Source organism: Luteimonas sp. S4-F44 (assembly GCF_022637415.1).
Classification (GTDB): domain Bacteria; phylum Pseudomonadota; class Gammaproteobacteria; order Xanthomonadales; family Xanthomonadaceae; genus Luteimonas.
Genome location: NZ_CP093340.1, coordinates 1415269 through 1429551, shown reverse-complemented (window position 1 = coordinate 1429551; position 14283 = coordinate 1415269). Strand labels below are relative to the sequence as shown.

The 14283-nt window shown below is 70.2% G+C and carries 13 protein-coding genes and 4 tRNA genes; 6 read left to right on the top strand and 11 right to left on the bottom strand.

Annotated elements, in window-relative coordinates; translation table 11 throughout:
• The first annotated feature begins 212 nt into the window (after positions 1–212).
• From MNO14_RS06500 to arsC, 5 genes are all read left to right on the top strand, one after another.
• A complete protein-coding gene (locus MNO14_RS06500) occupies positions 213–1640 on the top strand; it encodes an SH3 domain-containing protein (protein WP_241945896.1) in 1428 nt (475 codons plus the stop codon).
• Positions 1641–1663: 23 nt separating this feature from the next.
• Positions 1664–2764: a dipeptide epimerase gene (locus MNO14_RS06495; RefSeq protein ID WP_241945895.1), complete on the top strand. Its 1101-nt coding sequence runs from the start codon at positions 1664–1666 to the stop codon at positions 2762–2764.
• 55 nt (positions 2765–2819) lie between these two features.
• The gene (locus MNO14_RS06490) at positions 2820–3299 is read left to right on the top strand and encodes a GNAT family N-acetyltransferase (protein ID WP_241945894.1); all 480 of its coding nucleotides are present in this window, start codon (positions 2820–2822) and stop codon (positions 3297–3299) included.
• 67 nt (positions 3300–3366) lie between these two features.
• A complete protein-coding gene (locus tag MNO14_RS06485; RefSeq protein ID WP_241945893.1) occupies positions 3367–4668 on the top strand; it encodes a cation:dicarboxylase symporter family transporter in 1302 nt (433 codons plus the stop codon).
• Positions 4665–5021: an arsenate reductase (glutaredoxin) gene (gene arsC / locus MNO14_RS06480; RefSeq protein WP_241945892.1), complete on the top strand. Its 357-nt coding sequence runs from the start codon at positions 4665–4667 to the stop codon at positions 5019–5021. Before MNO14_RS06485 ends, arsC begins: the two co-directional genes overlap by 4 nt.
• 36 nt (positions 5022–5057) lie before the next feature.
• Here the strand turns inward: arsC and MNO14_RS06475 are convergent, their stop codons facing one another.
• The 11 genes from MNO14_RS06475 to MNO14_RS06425 form a co-directional block, all read right to left on the bottom strand.
• Complete coding sequence (locus MNO14_RS06475) at positions 5058–6038, bottom strand: GGDEF domain-containing protein (protein WP_241945891.1); 981 nt, start codon at positions 6036–6038, stop codon at positions 5058–5060.
• A 145-nt stretch (positions 6039–6183) separates the two neighbouring features.
• Positions 6184–6270 (bottom strand) — tRNA-Leu (locus MNO14_RS06470).
• Positions 6271–6386: 116 nt separating this feature from the next.
• Positions 6387–6462 (bottom strand) — tRNA-Gly (locus MNO14_RS06465).
• Between the two features lie 46 nt (positions 6463–6508).
• Positions 6509–6582: transfer RNA gene (locus tag MNO14_RS06460), tRNA-Cys, on the bottom strand.
• 79 nt (positions 6583–6661) lie between these two features.
• A tRNA-Gly gene (locus tag MNO14_RS06455) sits at positions 6662–6737 on the bottom strand.
• A 36-nt stretch (positions 6738–6773) separates the two neighbouring features.
• Positions 6774–7373: a CDP-diacylglycerol--glycerol-3-phosphate 3-phosphatidyltransferase gene (gene pgsA / locus MNO14_RS06450; RefSeq protein ID WP_241945890.1), complete on the bottom strand. Its 600-nt coding sequence runs from the start codon at positions 7371–7373 to the stop codon at positions 6774–6776.
• Positions 7374–7389: 16 nt separating this feature from the next.
• Positions 7390–9273 (bottom strand): excinuclease ABC subunit UvrC, encoded by a 1884-nt coding sequence (gene uvrC / locus MNO14_RS06445; protein WP_241945889.1) that lies wholly within the window; start codon positions 9271–9273, stop codon positions 7390–7392.
• Entirely contained in the window at positions 9270–10673 is a 1404-nt protein-coding gene (locus MNO14_RS06440; protein WP_241945888.1) for a hypothetical protein, read from the bottom strand. The genes uvrC and MNO14_RS06440 overlap by 4 nt, the downstream gene beginning before the upstream one ends.
• A gap of 70 nt (positions 10674–10743) precedes the next feature.
• On the bottom strand, positions 10744–11547 hold the full coding sequence (kdsB, locus tag MNO14_RS06435; protein WP_241945887.1) for a 3-deoxy-manno-octulosonate cytidylyltransferase: 804 nt from the start codon (positions 11545–11547) through the stop codon (positions 10744–10746).
• Between the two features lie 225 nt (positions 11548–11772).
• Positions 11773–12105, bottom strand: a complete 333-nt coding sequence (locus tag MNO14_RS06430; protein ID WP_241945886.1) for a hypothetical protein — start codon at positions 12103–12105, stop codon at positions 11773–11775.
• Complete coding sequence (locus MNO14_RS06425) at positions 12105–12467, bottom strand: hypothetical protein (protein WP_241945885.1); 363 nt, start codon at positions 12465–12467, stop codon at positions 12105–12107. The genes MNO14_RS06430 and MNO14_RS06425 overlap by 1 nt, the downstream gene beginning before the upstream one ends.
• A gap of 177 nt (positions 12468–12644) precedes the next feature.
• On the opposite strand from MNO14_RS06425, the gene MNO14_RS06420 reads away from it, so the two are divergent.
• The gene (locus tag MNO14_RS06420) at positions 12645–14276 is read left to right on the top strand and encodes an FMN-binding glutamate synthase family protein (RefSeq protein WP_241945884.1); all 1632 of its coding nucleotides are present in this window, start codon (positions 12645–12647) and stop codon (positions 14274–14276) included.
• Positions 14277–14283: the final 7 nt, after the last annotated feature.

The following is a 14283-nucleotide window of genomic DNA, read 5'->3' as shown; positions in this document are numbered from 1 at the left end:
TGGCGGGCGCAGCCGGCGGCCACGCGCGCGTTCGCGCATCGCTGCCGGCGTCCCATGTGTGCCCGCTCCCCATGCGGCGCGACACGATGCCATGGTGATTACACCGCGCCCTCGGGCCGTGTCAATCGCGTCGAGCGGCTTGTCGGCTGCGCCAAAACACCTATGCTCCACTGCGTCCCCACGGCCGGTGCGGCCGCCACGCAGGAGCTCCGATGCAGACGACAACGGCCACGACGCGGACGCACCGCGACGTCCCGCCCGCGCGCCGCGGTGCATGGCGGCGGGTGGCCGGCGCGGTGCTGGCATCGCTGCTGGCGGCGAGCGCGTCGGCGACGACGCCGGCGATCCCCGGCATGACCCGCGCGCAGCTCGATCCGCAGTACTGGATCGACCGGCTCGACGCGCCCGATGCGCGCCTGCTCGACCGCGAGGCGATCGCGGCCCAGAACGCCGCGATGCGGCGCGACGATCCCTCGATCCACGACGTGCTCGGATTGCCCGACACGCTCGACCGCGCCACGGTCGCCGGTTGGATCGGGGCGGTGTCGACGCGCCCGTCGCAGCCGCGCTACACCCTCGAAGGCCATGTGCTGGATGCAGCGGCGCTCGACCGCCTGGCCGCCGATGTCGACCTGGCCGCCCTGCCCGCCGCGCCATCGCCCCGCTTCGGTCTGGTCGTGCGCCGCGCCGACCTGCGTGCGTTCCCGACCCGCATGCGCGTGTTCAGTCGGCCCGACGACACCGACATCGACCGCTTCCAGGAGGACGCCCTGTTTCCGGGCACGCCGGTTGCGGTGGTGCACGCGAGCCGCGACGGCGCCTGGTACTTCGTCGTCAGCGAGCGCTACGCGGCCTGGATCGACGCCGCGCATGTCGCGCTGGGCACGCGCGCCACGGTTGCCGACTACGTCGCGCGTGCGGCGCGCGGGCCGATCGTGACCGGCGCGACCGCGCATACCGTCTACACGCCGCAGGCGCCCGAGGTCTCCGAGGTGCAGTTGGAAATGGGCGTGCGTGTACCTGCACTCGACTGGCCCGGCGACCGCGTGCTCAACGGCCAGATTCCCTGGTACGGCCGCGTCGTGGAGCTGCCGGTGCGCAGCGCGACCGGCGGCCTGGCGTTCGCGCCTGCAATGCTGCCGCAGGCGGCCGACGTCGCCGACGACGCGCTTGCGTACACCCGCGCCCAGCTGATCCGGCAGGCCTTCAAGTTTCTCGGCGAGCGCTACGGCTGGGGGCACTCTTACAACGCACGCGACTGCAGCGGCTTCGTCTCGGAGATCTACCGCAGCCTCGGACTCCTGCTGCCGCGCAACACCAGCGCACAGGCCACCAGCCCCGCCCTGGACCGGGTCGCGTTCGCGCCGACGACATCGCGCGAGGCGCGCCTGCGTCTGCTGCGGCAGACCGATGTCGGCGACCTGGTGTTCATCCCGGGCCACGTGATGATGGTGATCGGCCATGTCGATGGCGATCCCTACGTGATCCACGACACCGCCGGCACCGCGCTGCGCGGCGCCGACGGTCAGCTGTCGCAACTGGCGCTCAATGGCGTCGTGGTGACCCCGCTGCTGCCGCTGCTAAGCGGCGACGGCCGGCCGACCATCGACCGCATCACCAGCATTCAGCGCGTGCGCTGACCGCCCTGCCCGGACCTGTCGCCATGAAGATCACCGACATCCGCCTGCACATGCTGCGCGTGCCGCTCAGGACGCCATTCAAGACCGCACTGCGCACGGTCGAACGAGTCGAGGATGTCGTCGTCACGATCCACACCGACACCGGTCATGTCGGCCATGGTGAAGCGGCCGCGACCGCGGTGATCACCGGCGACACGCATGGCGCGATCGTCGCGGCGATCGCGCAGGTCATCGCGCCGCGTCTGCTCGGCCAGGAGGTCGGCGACCTCAACCGCCTCGTGCGCCTGGTGCAGACCGCTCTGGTGCGCAACACCAGTGCCAAGGCCGCGGTCGAGATCGCGCTCTACGATCTGTTCGCACAGCTGCACGGCGCGCCGCTGTACCGCATCCTCGGCGGCGGCGGCGAGCCGGTGCTCGCGACCGACCTCACGATCAGCGTCGGCGACGTCGACACGATGGTCGCCGACGCGCAGGCCGCGCTCGCACGCGGTTTCCGCGCGCTGAAGGTCAAGGTCGGCCAGGACACCGCCTTGGACCTCGAGCGCATCCGCGCGGTCCACGCCGCGGTCGAGGGCCGCGCCACGCTGCGGCTCGACGCCAACCAGGGCTGGACGCCCAAGCAGGCCGTGCAGACGATGCGCCGGCTCGAGGACGCCGGCATCCAGCCCGAACTGCTGGAGCAACCGGTGCCGGCGCACGACCTGCAGGGCCTGAAGTTCGTCACCGACCGCGTCGCGGTCCCGGTCATGGCCGACGAAAGTGTGTTCGGCCCGGTCGAGCTGATCGAACTGATCCGGATGCGCGCGGCCGATATCGTCAACATCAAGCTGATGAAGACCGGTGGGCTGTCGAACGCGATCCGGCTGGCCGACATCGCCGCCCTGCACGGTATCGATTGCATGATCGGCTGCATGCTCGAAAGCAGCATCAGTGTCGCAGCGGCGGTGCACCTGGCGGTCGCCAAGGCCGACGCGATCACCAAGGTCGACCTCGACGGCCCGTCGCTGTGTGCCTACGACCCGGTCGAGGGCGGTGTCCAGTTCGACGGCCCAACCATCCGCATCGGTGATGCGCCGGGCCTGGGCATCGTGTCGATCCGCGATCTCGCCCCGCTTCCGGGCTGAACCCCGTGCGCCCTCGGGCGACAATGGGGACCCTGTCGTTGTCTGGAGTTGTCCGATGGTGCTTCCTGTCGATCCGGCGCCCTGTGCGCGCGACGCGACCACCGCCGATCGCGCGCATGTGCTGGCGATGATGCGTGCGTTCTATGCGGAGGACCGCCTGGTGTTTGATCCGGTCCGTGTCGGCGCCGGGCTCGATGCGCTGCTGGCCGACCCCGTGCACGGCGCGGTGCTGCTGCTTGGCGATGGCGGCGACGACGGCTATCTGGTGCTCACGCGGGGCTTCAGCCTCGAACAGGGCGGTGCGTTCGCGCTGCTCGACGAGCTCTATGTCGCGCCGCAGGCGCGTGGCCGCGGCCTGGGCGCGCAGGCGCTGGCCCTGGCGGCCGAACGCGGCCGCGCCTGGGGCGTGGCGATGCTGCGCCTGGAGGTGCATCACCACAACCCGCGCGCCAAGGCGCTGTACCTTCGGGCGGGCTTCGTCGACGGCCATCGGGACATGCTGACGCTGCCGCTGGACGCGCCCGCGATGCGATGACCGAGCGGCATCGCACACGGCCGTCGGCATGGCATGCTCGCCGGGCCCGCCCCTGCCGACCCGACCGATGACGCCCAGCCCTTCCGCGCCCTCCCGCTTCCGCCTGTCGATGCCCGCGCGCGTGCTGCTCGCGCTGCTGGCCGGCGCCGTCGTCGGCCTGGGGCTCGCGACCTGGGACAGCGACGTTGCGGTGCGCACCGCCGATATCGCCCAGCCGATCGGCACCCTGTGGCTGCATGCGTTGCAGATGACCGTGGTTCCGCTGGTCGCGGCGCTCGTGGTCGTGGGCGTCAACGCCGCGTCCGATGCCGCCGCATCCGGGCGCACCGCACGCTTGGCGATGGCCACCTTCGTCGTGATGCTGACGCTGTCGGCGACCTTCGCCGCACTCGCCGCGCCCGCGCTGCTGTCGCTGGTACCACGCGACGAGACCCAGGCCGCGCTGTTTCGCGCCGCGATCGGCGCGCCCGATGTGCTGCCGCAGGCTCCGGCGTTCGGCCTGTGGATCACCAGCCTGATTCCCAGCAACGCGATCGCCGCCGCGGCCGCCAGCGCGATGCTGCCGCTGGTGGTGTTCTCGATGTTCTTCGGCTTCGCGCTGACCCGCCTGGAGGCCGCACGCCGCGAACGCATGCTCGAACTAGTGGGCGCGATCGCCGATGCGATGATCGTGGTCGTGCGCTGGGTCCTGGTTGCAGCGCCCCTGGGCGTGTTCGCCCTGGTGCTGTCAGTCTGCGCGCATGTGGGCCTGGGCGTGTTCGCCGCGCTGGGCACCTACATCGCGCTGCAATGCGTGCTGTATGTAGCGATCACGCTGCTGATGTACGTCATCGCGGTCGTCGTCGCCGGCGAGCGGCCGGCGCGCTTTGCCGCGGCCTTGCTGCCGGTGCAGGCGATCGCGGCGAGCACCCAGTCGTCGCTGGCCGCGCTGCCGGTGATGGTCGACAGCGCGCGCAGCCGCCTGGGCTATCCGCTGGCGGTGACCTCACTGGTGTTGCCGATGGCGGTGTCGCTGTTCCGCATCGCCAGCCCCGTGCAGTACCTGAGCGTGGTGAGCTTCATCGCCTGGATCTACGGCATCGAGTTGGGCGCCGGCCAGTTGGCGATCGCCGTCGCACTCGCCGTCGTGATCAGCATGGGCTCGGTCGGCCTGCCCGGGCAGGTCAGCTTCATGACCAACAACCTGCCGGTCACCCAGGCCGTCGGCCTGCCGGTCGAACCGCTGGGCGTGCTGCTGGCGGTGGACACCCTGCCCGATGTGTTCGCGACCGTCACCAACACCACCGCCGACGTCACCGCGACCGGCGTGGTCGCGCGGCGCAGCGGTGCACGTCCCTCCGCTTCCGATCGCGACCCCACTGCGCCATGACCGATGACTTCGTTCTCTATCACAACCCCCGCTGCTCGAAATCGCGCGCCGCGCTCGAGCTGCTGCAGGCACGCGGCATCGCGCCGCGGGTGGTGCTCTATCTGGAGACCCCGCCCGATGCCGCAGCGCTGCGCGACCTGTTGCAGCACCTGGGCCTCGGCCCGCGTGCGCTGCTGCGCACCGGTGAGCCGGCCTATGCCGAACTGGGTCTGGCCGACCCAACGCTCGACGACGCAGCGATCATCGCGGCCATGGTGGCCCATCCGAAGCTGATCGAACGCCCGATCCTGGTGCATGGCGACCGCGCGGTTGTCGGCCGCCCCACCGAGCGCCTGCTCGACCTCCTGCCCTGACCTCGCAGCATCGACGGCCCGTCGGGCGATGCCGCGTCACTCCAGTCCCTGGGCGATGTGCGTGCAGTTGCGGCCTGCGCGCTTGGCGAGGTAGAGCGAGGTATCGGCTCGCCCGAACCAGTCCTGCCAGTCCTGCTCGGTGGCCAGCATGGCGCCACCGATCGACACTGTGATCGGGCCGGCGGGGCTGCGCAGGCGTTGCTCGACTTCGCCGCGTACGCGCTCGGCCGCGGCCAGGAGGCCCACATCGTCGTCTGCAGGCAGCACGAGGACGAACTCCTCGCCGCCGAACCGATAGACCGCGTCGCCCTCGCGCAGGGTGTCGCGCAGGATCGTGCCCAGCTCGACCAGCACCGCATCGCCGACCGCATGGCCAAAGGTGTCGTTCACCGTCTTGAAGCGGTCAAGGTCCAGCACCAGCAGGCCGATCCCGGGCTGCCGACGATCGTCGACCAGGCTGCGCAGATGCGCTTCCATCGCGCCGCGGTTGGGCAGACGGGTCAGCGGATCGAGCATGGCCCGACGCTCCAGAGAATCGCTGTAGTCGCGCAGGCGGCGCGAGAAGGCGAACGAGAACGCATACACCAGCGACCAGGTGATGGCGGTCGCCAATCGCCCGAGGTTGGCATCGGGCACGATCAGGAGCATCGTCGCAGCCACGATCAGCAGCGCCCCGCACCACGCGGCGATGTGGGGACGCGCGATGTAGAAGTTGGTCATCAGCACCACGTAGACCCAGCCGCCGGCGGCATCGCCGATCAGCACGCAGGCCACGACGCAGAAGCCGGAGTTCAGCAGCGCCATCAGCGCGCCGGCCGCATCGGTCCGACCGGTCCGCCAGGCGCGCTCCACGACCAAGCCGATCGCCACGGTCACCAGCGCGTCGAACGCAGCCAGCGTCCATTCTCCGCGTAGGCTGCGCCAGAGCATGAAGCCCGACAGCATCAGCAGCGTCGTGAGTCCAAGCAGGGACACGATCGCGAGCTGGAAATCGTCGCGGACTCTGGAGGCGGCCATACGTTGCATCGCATCCGCGGTCGCGATGCGCCTCGATCCCCTGTGAACGTCGACCAGGAATCTAGGGACCGCCGAGTGAAGGAGGCATGACACGATGCACGGGCGCGCCGCGTGTTCACGCGGCAGTCGCCTACTGTGCTTGCGGTGGTGCCCGGAGCCGGAATCGAACCGGCACGGCCTTGCGGCCAACGGATTTTAAGTCCGGTGCGTCTACCAGTTTCGCCATCCGGGCATGCGGCGCCAAGGGTGCCTGAGCGCCTCGGGAATTGAAACCCAAGCGTGGCCCACCGGCGACACCGCCTGTCGCACATACGAAAAACCCCGCTTGCGCGGGGTCGTTCTTTGAACTGGAGCGGGAAACGAGACTCGAACTCGCGACCCCGACCTTGGCAAGGTCGTGCTCTACCAACTGAGCTATTCCCGCATGACTTCAATTGTACCCTGCCTGCGACCTGTCGTGGTGCGCCGGCTGGAGGCCTGGGTCGGAATCGAACCGGCGTACACGGATTTGCAATCCGCTGCATAACCACTCTGCCACCAGGCCGGTGACCCGTCGTCGGATCCGAAAGATCCTGCCGACAAAACGAAACCCCGCGTGCCACCCGGGGTTTCGCGTTTGAAACTGGAGCGGGAAACGAGACTCGAACTCGCGACCCCGACCTTGGCAAGGTCGTGCTCTACCAACTGAGCTATTCCCGCTTGGGAGGCGAAATTCTACCGTTCGCCGGCGGGGTGTCAATACTTGCTGCGTTCGGCCGCGCGCATGATCGGCCAGGCCGCGCGCAGATACGCCAGCCCCGACCACAGCGTGAGCAGCGCGGCAAGCGCCAGCAGCCAGTCGCCGATGACGAAGATTTCGCTCCCCAGCCACGGCAGCGGCGGCGCAGGCCGCTCGGGCGAGACCGAGTACAGCAGGCACAGCAGCGCGACCATCTGCGCGATCGTCTTGATCTTGCCGATCGCCGCGACCTTGACCATCGCCCGCTGCCCCAGCTCGGCCATCCACTCGCGCAGCGCCGAGACCGCAATCTCACGCCCGACGATCACCGCCGCCCAGATCGCCATCCACGGCGACGGGTGCCCCTGCACGATCAGAAACAGCGCCACGGCGACCATCAGCTTGTCGGCGACCGGATCGAGGAAGGCACCGAACGGCGAAGACAGGCCGTAGCGACGCGCGATCCAGCCGTCGAGCCAGTCGGTGAGCGCCGCCAGCCCGAACACGAACGCGGCGGCGAAGTTGGTCCATTTGAACGGCAGGTAGAACACCAGCACCAGCACCGGGATCATCAGGATCCGCAGCAGCGTGAGCCAGGTGGGAATGGTCAATTTCATCGCAAACTCGTGGCAATCAGTCCTGGCCGGCACCGGACGCGCCGGCATCGAGCCCGTGTAGGGTCGCATAGATGCGCTGCGCAAGCGCTGCGTTGACGCCCTCGACCTGGGCGATCTGCTCCGCGCCGGCCGCCTTGAGACCGCCGAGTCCGCCGAAATGCTTGAGCAGGCTCGCGCGGCGGCGGGGGCCGATGCCCGGGATGTCCTCCAGCCGGCTGGTGTTGCGCGCCTTCTGGCGCCGGCCGCGATGGCCGGTGATCGCGAAGCGGTGGGCCTCGTCGCGCACCTGCTGCACCAGCTGGAGACCGGGCGAGGCGGCGCCGGGCTTGAGTTCGCGTGCCGGCTGCCCGTCGGTGGCGGGCAACAGCAAGGTCTCATCGCCCGGCTTGCGCGCCTCGCCCTTGGCCACGCCGACCAGGCAGATGCCGGTGATGCCGTAGCCGTCGAGCACCGCGCGCGCTTGGGCGACCTGGCCGGCACCGCCGTCGATCAGCAGCACGTCGGGCATCACGCCGCCCTCCTCGGCCACCTTGCGGAAGCGCCGGGTGAGCGCCTGGTGCATGGCGGCATAGTCGTCGCCCGGCTCGATGCCGGCGATGTTGTAGCGACGGTATTGGCTGCGCACCGGCCCTTGCGCGTCGAATACCACGCACGAGGCCACGGTGGCCTCGCCCATCGTGTGGCTGATGTCGAAGCACTCGATCCGCTGCGCCGGTTCGGCCAGGCCCAGCATGTCGCGCAGCGACTCGGCGCGCGCCTGCTGCGCGGCCTGGCTGCCGAGCTCGCTGGCCAGCGCGATCTCGGCATTGCGCCGCGCCAGGTCGACGTAGCGCGCACGGTCGCCGCGCACGTTGCACTTGAGCTGCACGCGGCGCCCGGCGGCTTCGCTGAAGGCCTGTTCGAGCAACGCGACATCCTCGATCGCACGATCGAGCACGATCTCGCGCGGCGGCGCCTGCTCGGCATAGTGCTGGGACACGAACGCGGCGAGCACCTCGGCCGGGTCTTCGCTGCCGTTGGTGCGCGGATGGAATGCGCGCGTGCCGAGGTTGCGGCCGTCGCGGAACGACAGCAGCAACACGCAGGCATGACTGCCGCGCATCGCGCAGGCGAGCACATCGAGCTCGGCGACCTTGCCGTCGACGTACTGGCGCGCTTGCATGCCGCGCATGTTGCCCAGCAGATCGCGCAACCGCGCGGCCTCTTCGAAATCCAGGCGCTCGGCGGCCGCCTCCATGTCGCGCGTGACCTCGTCGGTCAGCGCATCGCTGCGACCTTCGAGGAACATCGACGCGCGCCGGACCGCATCGGCGTATTCGCGCTCCGACACCAGCCCGACGCACGGCGCGGTGCAGCGGCCGATCTGATGCTGCAGACAGGGCCGCGAGCGGTTGCGGAACACGCTGTCCTCGCAGTTGCGCAGCTTGAACAGCTTCTGCATCAGGTTCAGCGTTTCGCGCACCGCGGTCACACCGGGATACGGCCCGAAGTAGCGCCCGGGCACATTGCGCGGACCGCGATGGACGGCGATCCGCGGCCAGGTGTCGCGGGTGACCAGCACGTAGGGATAGCTCTTGTCGTCGCGCAGCGAGACGTTGTAACGCGGCTTGAGCGACTTGATCAGCTGGTTCTCCAGCAGCAGCGCCTCGGCCTCGGTGCGGGTGACGGTGACTTCCATGCGCGCGATCTGCGCGATCATCGCCATCGTCCGCGTCGCCTTGGGCGTTGCGTTGAAGTAGCTCGCCACGCGCTTGCGCAGATCCGCCGCCTTGCCGACGTACAGCACCGCATCGTCGGCCGCGATCATGCGATAGACGCCCGGCGCGGTGCTCAGGCCTGCGACGAATGCCTTGCCATCGAATGTCGGTCGCGCGCCGCGCGCTTTCGTCGTGCCGGTCATTCGCCCACCGCGACCTGGCGCAGCGCGCCGGTACTCGGGTCCAGCCGCAGCACGGCATGGGCATCGGTGTCGGCGTTCCACAGCCGCCCGTTCGCGATGGCCAGGGCTGCGGACCCATGCAGCCGCTGGGGCAACGCGGCTGTCGACAGCGCACCGCCGCCCAGACGCAGCTGGCGCAAGGTGTCGTTGCCGCTGTCGGCGGTCCACAGCACCGGCGCCTCCGGATCGAGCGCCAGCGCCTGGGGCGCCTGCAACTGCGTATCGTCGCGCGCGCCGCCGACCGCGCCGAACTGCCACGGCCCACCACCGACCAGCGTGGTGACCTGTCCGGTCGGCAGGTGCACGCTGCGGATCGCGGAGCCCGCGGCATCGCAGACGTCGGGCGTGTACTGCACGCAGGCCAGCGCCACCGGCTCGGCGAATGCGGCCTCCGCCCCCACGCCGTCGCGGGTGCCGAGCGCGCCACTGTCGCACAGCGGCGCGACCCGGGTCTGGCCCAGGTCGAGTTGCCCGATGCGGTTGTCGCCGGCAGTCGCGACATACAGCCGGTCGCCCGACAGCGCGATGGCGCGCGGGTCGGCCAGCGACCCCACCGCGGTCCGCCCGGGCCGCCCCGCGCCGCACACGGTGGACACCTCGCCGCTGCGCAGGTCGATCCGGCGGACCGCGTGATTGCCGGTATCGGCGACGTAGAGCGCGCCGCGGACCAGGCACAGGCCATGCGGCCGGGTCAGCGCGGACAGCGCCATCGGACCGTCGATGAAGCCGGCCCTTCCGCTGCCGAACTGGCGCAGGATGCGCCCGCGGGCATCGCATTCGAGCACGCGGTGATGGCCGCAGTCGGCGATGTAGAGCAGATCACCCGACACCGCCAGGCCTGCGGGAAACCGCAGCGGCAGCGCGGGTTCGCTGTCCCGGCGCAGGCGGATCGGATCGCCGGCAAGCGGTTGCGGCGTCAGCCCCTCGAGCAACGTGCCGATCCGCGCATCGAGGTCGCGGATGCCGCTCTCTCCGATGACGCGCTCGCGCACCTGCCCGTCGCCGTCGATCAGCAGCACCGTCGGCCAGGCATCAAGGCCGAAGTGCTGCCACGCCGTCCAGTCGCCATCGTGCGCGACCGGGAAGTCGTACTGCTGCAGGTCGACGCGGTGCGCACTGCGCTTGGCGTCGCGTTCGGCATCGAAACGCGGGACGTGGACGACAACCACCTGCAGGCGGTCGCGATGACGCGCGCGCAGGTGGCCCAGATCGGCCAGACGTTGCTGGCACCAGCCCGACCCCAGATTGACGAGCGCCAGCGCGCAGACCCGCCCGCGCAACCGCGCCATGCGCAGCGGGTCGCGCAGGTTCAGCCACGCCAGGCCGGCGGGAAACTCGGGCGCTGCGACGGCGTCGTTCATGACGCGATTATGCGGGATGCGGCCACGCCGCCCTGTCGAGAACGCTGGCAGCACCGCAGCGCGGTCGCGCTCAGGCGCGAGGGCTGGAAACGGGCGCACTCCGGACATCGGCACCCGACAACCGCGCCCGGGCGCGCGCCAGGTCCTCAGGCGTGTCGACGCCGGGCGGGAACGGCGCGGGGGTCGGCCCGACCGCGACCCGAAGCCCGGCTTCGAGCACGCGCAGTTGCTCGAGCATCTCGATCTGTTCCAGGTGCCCGGGCGCCATCGCGGCGAAGCGGCGCAGAAAGCCGGCGCGATAGCCGTAGATCCCGATATGCCGCCACCACGCACCGGCCGGCATCGTCGTCCGGTCCCGGGCGAACGCATCGCGCGGCCACGGCACCGGCGCCCGGCTGAAATAGAGCGCATTGCCGCCCGCGCCGAGCACGACCTTGACGGCGTTCGGATCGAGCAGCGTCTCGACATCGTCGATCGGCGCGGCCAGCGTGGCCAAGGCGACGTCCGGCTGCGCCGCGAGCGCCGCGACCGCACGGATGCCGGCAGTCGGCGCGAACGGTTCGTCGCCCTGCAGGTTCACGACCACCCGCTCGTCCGACCAGCCCGCGAGCGCCGCGCATTCGGCCAGCCGGTCGGTGCCGGACGGATGCGCGGGAGAGGTCATCGCCACGCGGACCGCGGTTCCCGCCAGCGCATCGCGGACCCGGGCGTCGTCGGTGGCTACCCAGACTTCGGCCGCGCCGGCCTCGAGCGCACGCTGCGCCACGTGCAGCACCAGCGGGGCATCGCCCAGCGGCTGCAAGGGCTTGCCAGGCAGGCGGGTCGAGGCATATCGGGCCGGGATGGCGACGATGAAATCAACGGGGACGTCCATCGCGCAATTCTCGCATGGAGACCGGCGCGCAGCGCTGGCATCACGCATCGAACCGGCGCGTTGCAGCGCGCCCATATGATTCAGGCCTGACCGCGGGGCGTCCGGCATGCATTGCGACAGTGCGATCGAAGCAAACGGCGCGAATCGCGCCCCACACGCACACGCCGCAGAACGCATACTGCGCCGGGCTCAGAAGCGCATGCCGGCTGCCTGCAGGCCCGGACGCTACGCCTCGTGCGTGATCCCGCCCACCGTGTCGGTCCGCATCTGCGTCCACAGCGCCTGTCCGGCCGACGTGCGCCGGCCATCGGCCGCGCGGATCCGCGCGTGCCGCACCGCCCGGCGCATGGTCACCATCCGCTGGCGCCAGCGCAGCAGCCCGGCCACGACCAGCAATGCGGCCAATACGCCCGACAGCGCCAGCGCCCACGGCGCGAGCGCCGCGAGCCCGCCGATGATCGAGCCCTGGGTACGGGCCAGCGCGAATGCGAACACCGCACCGGCCAGCACCACATAGGCCGGCAGAACGAGGACCCGCCAGATGGCACGTGCAGGCATCAGTAGGTCTCCTCGTCGGCCGCGCGCGGCAGTGGCGAGGCGGGCACATACCCGGTCGCCGAATGCTGTGCGCGGTGATCGTCTCCGACCGTCCAGGCTGCGATATCGGCGGCCTGCTGCGTCGACGGCGACAACACCACCGCCGGGCACGGGTACTGGTCGCCGGATCGCCAATGCGTGGCGGCTTGTGGCCGCACCTGCTCCCAACTCGCGCCACGCGACGCCGATTCCCAGACCTCGCGCATCAATGGCTCCACCTCGTGCCAGTCCGCGTCCGGATGTCCGGCCCGGGTCGCACGCGCCAGTTCGGCGAGGATGACCTGATGCTGGGCGGTGGGGGTGAAAGAAGCGGCGCGGGGCATGGCGGGGAGGCCTTCGGACGTGTGGGATCAGGCTAGGCAGCCAAGCGCCAATCCGCCGTGAAGTCGTCGTCCCGTCGGCGAACCGTTCAGATCCAGGCTGGCCGGCCGGTTGCACCCTCTCCTACCATGGCGATCCGCATCGCGATCGGCACCGGCCGGGACGCACGAAGGAGTCGGATGGTTCGTTACCTGACATATGGCGTCTCGGTCCTGATGGCGGTCGTCGCGTTGGCCTGCGCATGGACACTGGACTCGGGCGGTTGGGCAATCGCAGCCACGGTGTTCTTCGCGCTTGCGTGCCTGGGCACGTTGGACCTGCTGCAGCGCCGGGCGACTCTGCGTCGGCTCTATCCGCTGACCGCGCATTTCCGTTACGGCCTGGAGTCCTTCCGGCCCGAGATCCGCCAGTACTTCATCGAGGACGACCAGGACGAAGTACCGTTCTCGCGCCAGCAGCGTGCGCTGGTCTACCAGCGCGCGAAGAACGTCAGCGACGTCGTGCCGTTCGGCAGCGAGCTGCCCATGTACGGCACGCAGTACGAATGGATCAACCATTCTCTGGTGCCCGCGCATGCCCAGTCGCACGATTTCCGCATCCCGGTCGGCGAGGAAAGCGCGCAGCCCTATGCCGCCAGTGTGTTCAACATTTCGGCGATGAGCTTCGGTTCGCTGTCGGCCAACGCGATCCGCGCGCTGAACCTGGGCGCGCAGCGCGGCGGCTTCTATCACGACACCGGCGAAGGCGCGATCTCGCCCTACCACCGCGAACACGGCGGCGACCTGGTCTGGGAGATCGCCTCGGGCTACTTCGGCTGCCGCGATGAGCAGGGCCGCTTCAACGAGGACCGCTTCGCCCGGCACGCGGCCGAGGCGCAGGTCAAGATGATCGAGATCAAGCTCTCGCAGGGCGCCAAGCCGGGCCACGGCGGGCTATTGCCCGGCGCGAAAGTGACGCCTGAGATCGCCCAGACCCGCGGCATCCCGGTCGGGATCGATTGCGAATCGCCTGCGGCGCATTCGACGTTCTCCACGCCGCTGGGACTGTTGGAGTTTGTCGCACGGCTGCGGACGTTGTCGGACGGCAAGCCGGTGGGCTTCAAGCTGGCGATCGGCCATCCCTGGGAATGGTTCGGCATCGCCAAGGCGATGCTCGATAGCGGCATCCTGCCCGACTTCATCGTCGTCGACGGCGCCGAAGGCGGCACCGGCGCGGCACCGTCGGAGTTCATCAACCATGTCGGCCTGCCGCTGCAGGAAGCGCTGATGCTGGTGCACAACACCCTGGTGGGCATCGGGCTGCGCGAGCGCATCCGGGTCGCCGCGGCGGGCAAGATCACCAGCGGCTTCGACATCGCCCGGCAACTGGCGATGGGCGCGGACTGGTGCAATGCCGGCCGCGGTTTCATGTTCGCGCTGGGCTGCATCCAGTCGCGCAATTGCCACAACGACCGCTGCCCGACCGGCGTGGCGACCCAGGACCCGCGCCGCTGGCGCCTGCTCGATGTACCCGACAAGGCCGAGCGCGTGTTCCATTTCCATCAGAACACCCTGCGCGGGCTGCGCGACATGCTTGGCGCCGCCGGGCTCGAGCATCCGATGCAAATCGGTCCGGAGCACATCCTGCGCCGGGTCTCGCCGACCGAGGTCCGCTCACTCGCCGCGCTCTACCGGTTCCTGGAGCCGGGCGAACTGCTGACCGGCGTGCCCGAGCACGCGGTGTTCCGGACGTTCTGGCCGGTGGCGCGCGCCGACAGTTTCGCGCCGCCCGAGCGGGCGCGTGCGATGGCCGCGGTCAAGCGCGCGTCCTGACCGACGC

Coding starts and splice junctions, on each gene's coding strand:
- uvrC (WP_241945889.1), bottom strand. CDS start 9,273: ATGACCGGCACGACGAAAGCGCGCGGCGCGCGACCGACATTCGATGGC.
- MNO14_RS06430 (WP_241945886.1), bottom strand. CDS start 12,105: ATGCCTGCACGTGCCATCTGGCGGGTCCTCGTTCTGCCGGCCTATGTG.
- MNO14_RS06495 (WP_241945895.1), top strand. CDS start 1,664: ATGAAGATCACCGACATCCGCCTGCACATGCTGCGCGTGCCGCTCAGG.
- pgsA (WP_241945890.1), bottom strand. CDS start 7,373: ATGAAATTGACCATTCCCACCTGGCTCACGCTGCTGCGGATCCTGATG.
- MNO14_RS06420 (WP_241945884.1), top strand. CDS start 12,645: ATGGTTCGTTACCTGACATATGGCGTCTCGGTCCTGATGGCGGTCGTC.
- MNO14_RS06490 (WP_241945894.1), top strand. CDS start 2,820: ATGGTGCTTCCTGTCGATCCGGCGCCCTGTGCGCGCGACGCGACCACC.
- arsC (WP_241945892.1), top strand. CDS start 4,665: ATGACCGATGACTTCGTTCTCTATCACAACCCCCGCTGCTCGAAATCG.
- MNO14_RS06475 (WP_241945891.1), bottom strand. CDS start 6,038: ATGGCCGCCTCCAGAGTCCGCGACGATTTCCAGCTCGCGATCGTGTCC.
- MNO14_RS06500 (WP_241945896.1), top strand. CDS start 213: ATGCAGACGACAACGGCCACGACGCGGACGCACCGCGACGTCCCGCCC.
- MNO14_RS06440 (WP_241945888.1), bottom strand. CDS start 10,673: ATGAACGACGCCGTCGCAGCGCCCGAGTTTCCCGCCGGCCTGGCGTGG.
- kdsB (WP_241945887.1), bottom strand. CDS start 11,547: ATGGACGTCCCCGTTGATTTCATCGTCGCCATCCCGGCCCGATATGCC.
- MNO14_RS06485 (WP_241945893.1), top strand. CDS start 3,367: ATGACGCCCAGCCCTTCCGCGCCCTCCCGCTTCCGCCTGTCGATGCCC.
- MNO14_RS06425 (WP_241945885.1), bottom strand. CDS start 12,467: ATGCCCCGCGCCGCTTCTTTCACCCCCACCGCCCAGCATCAGGTCATC.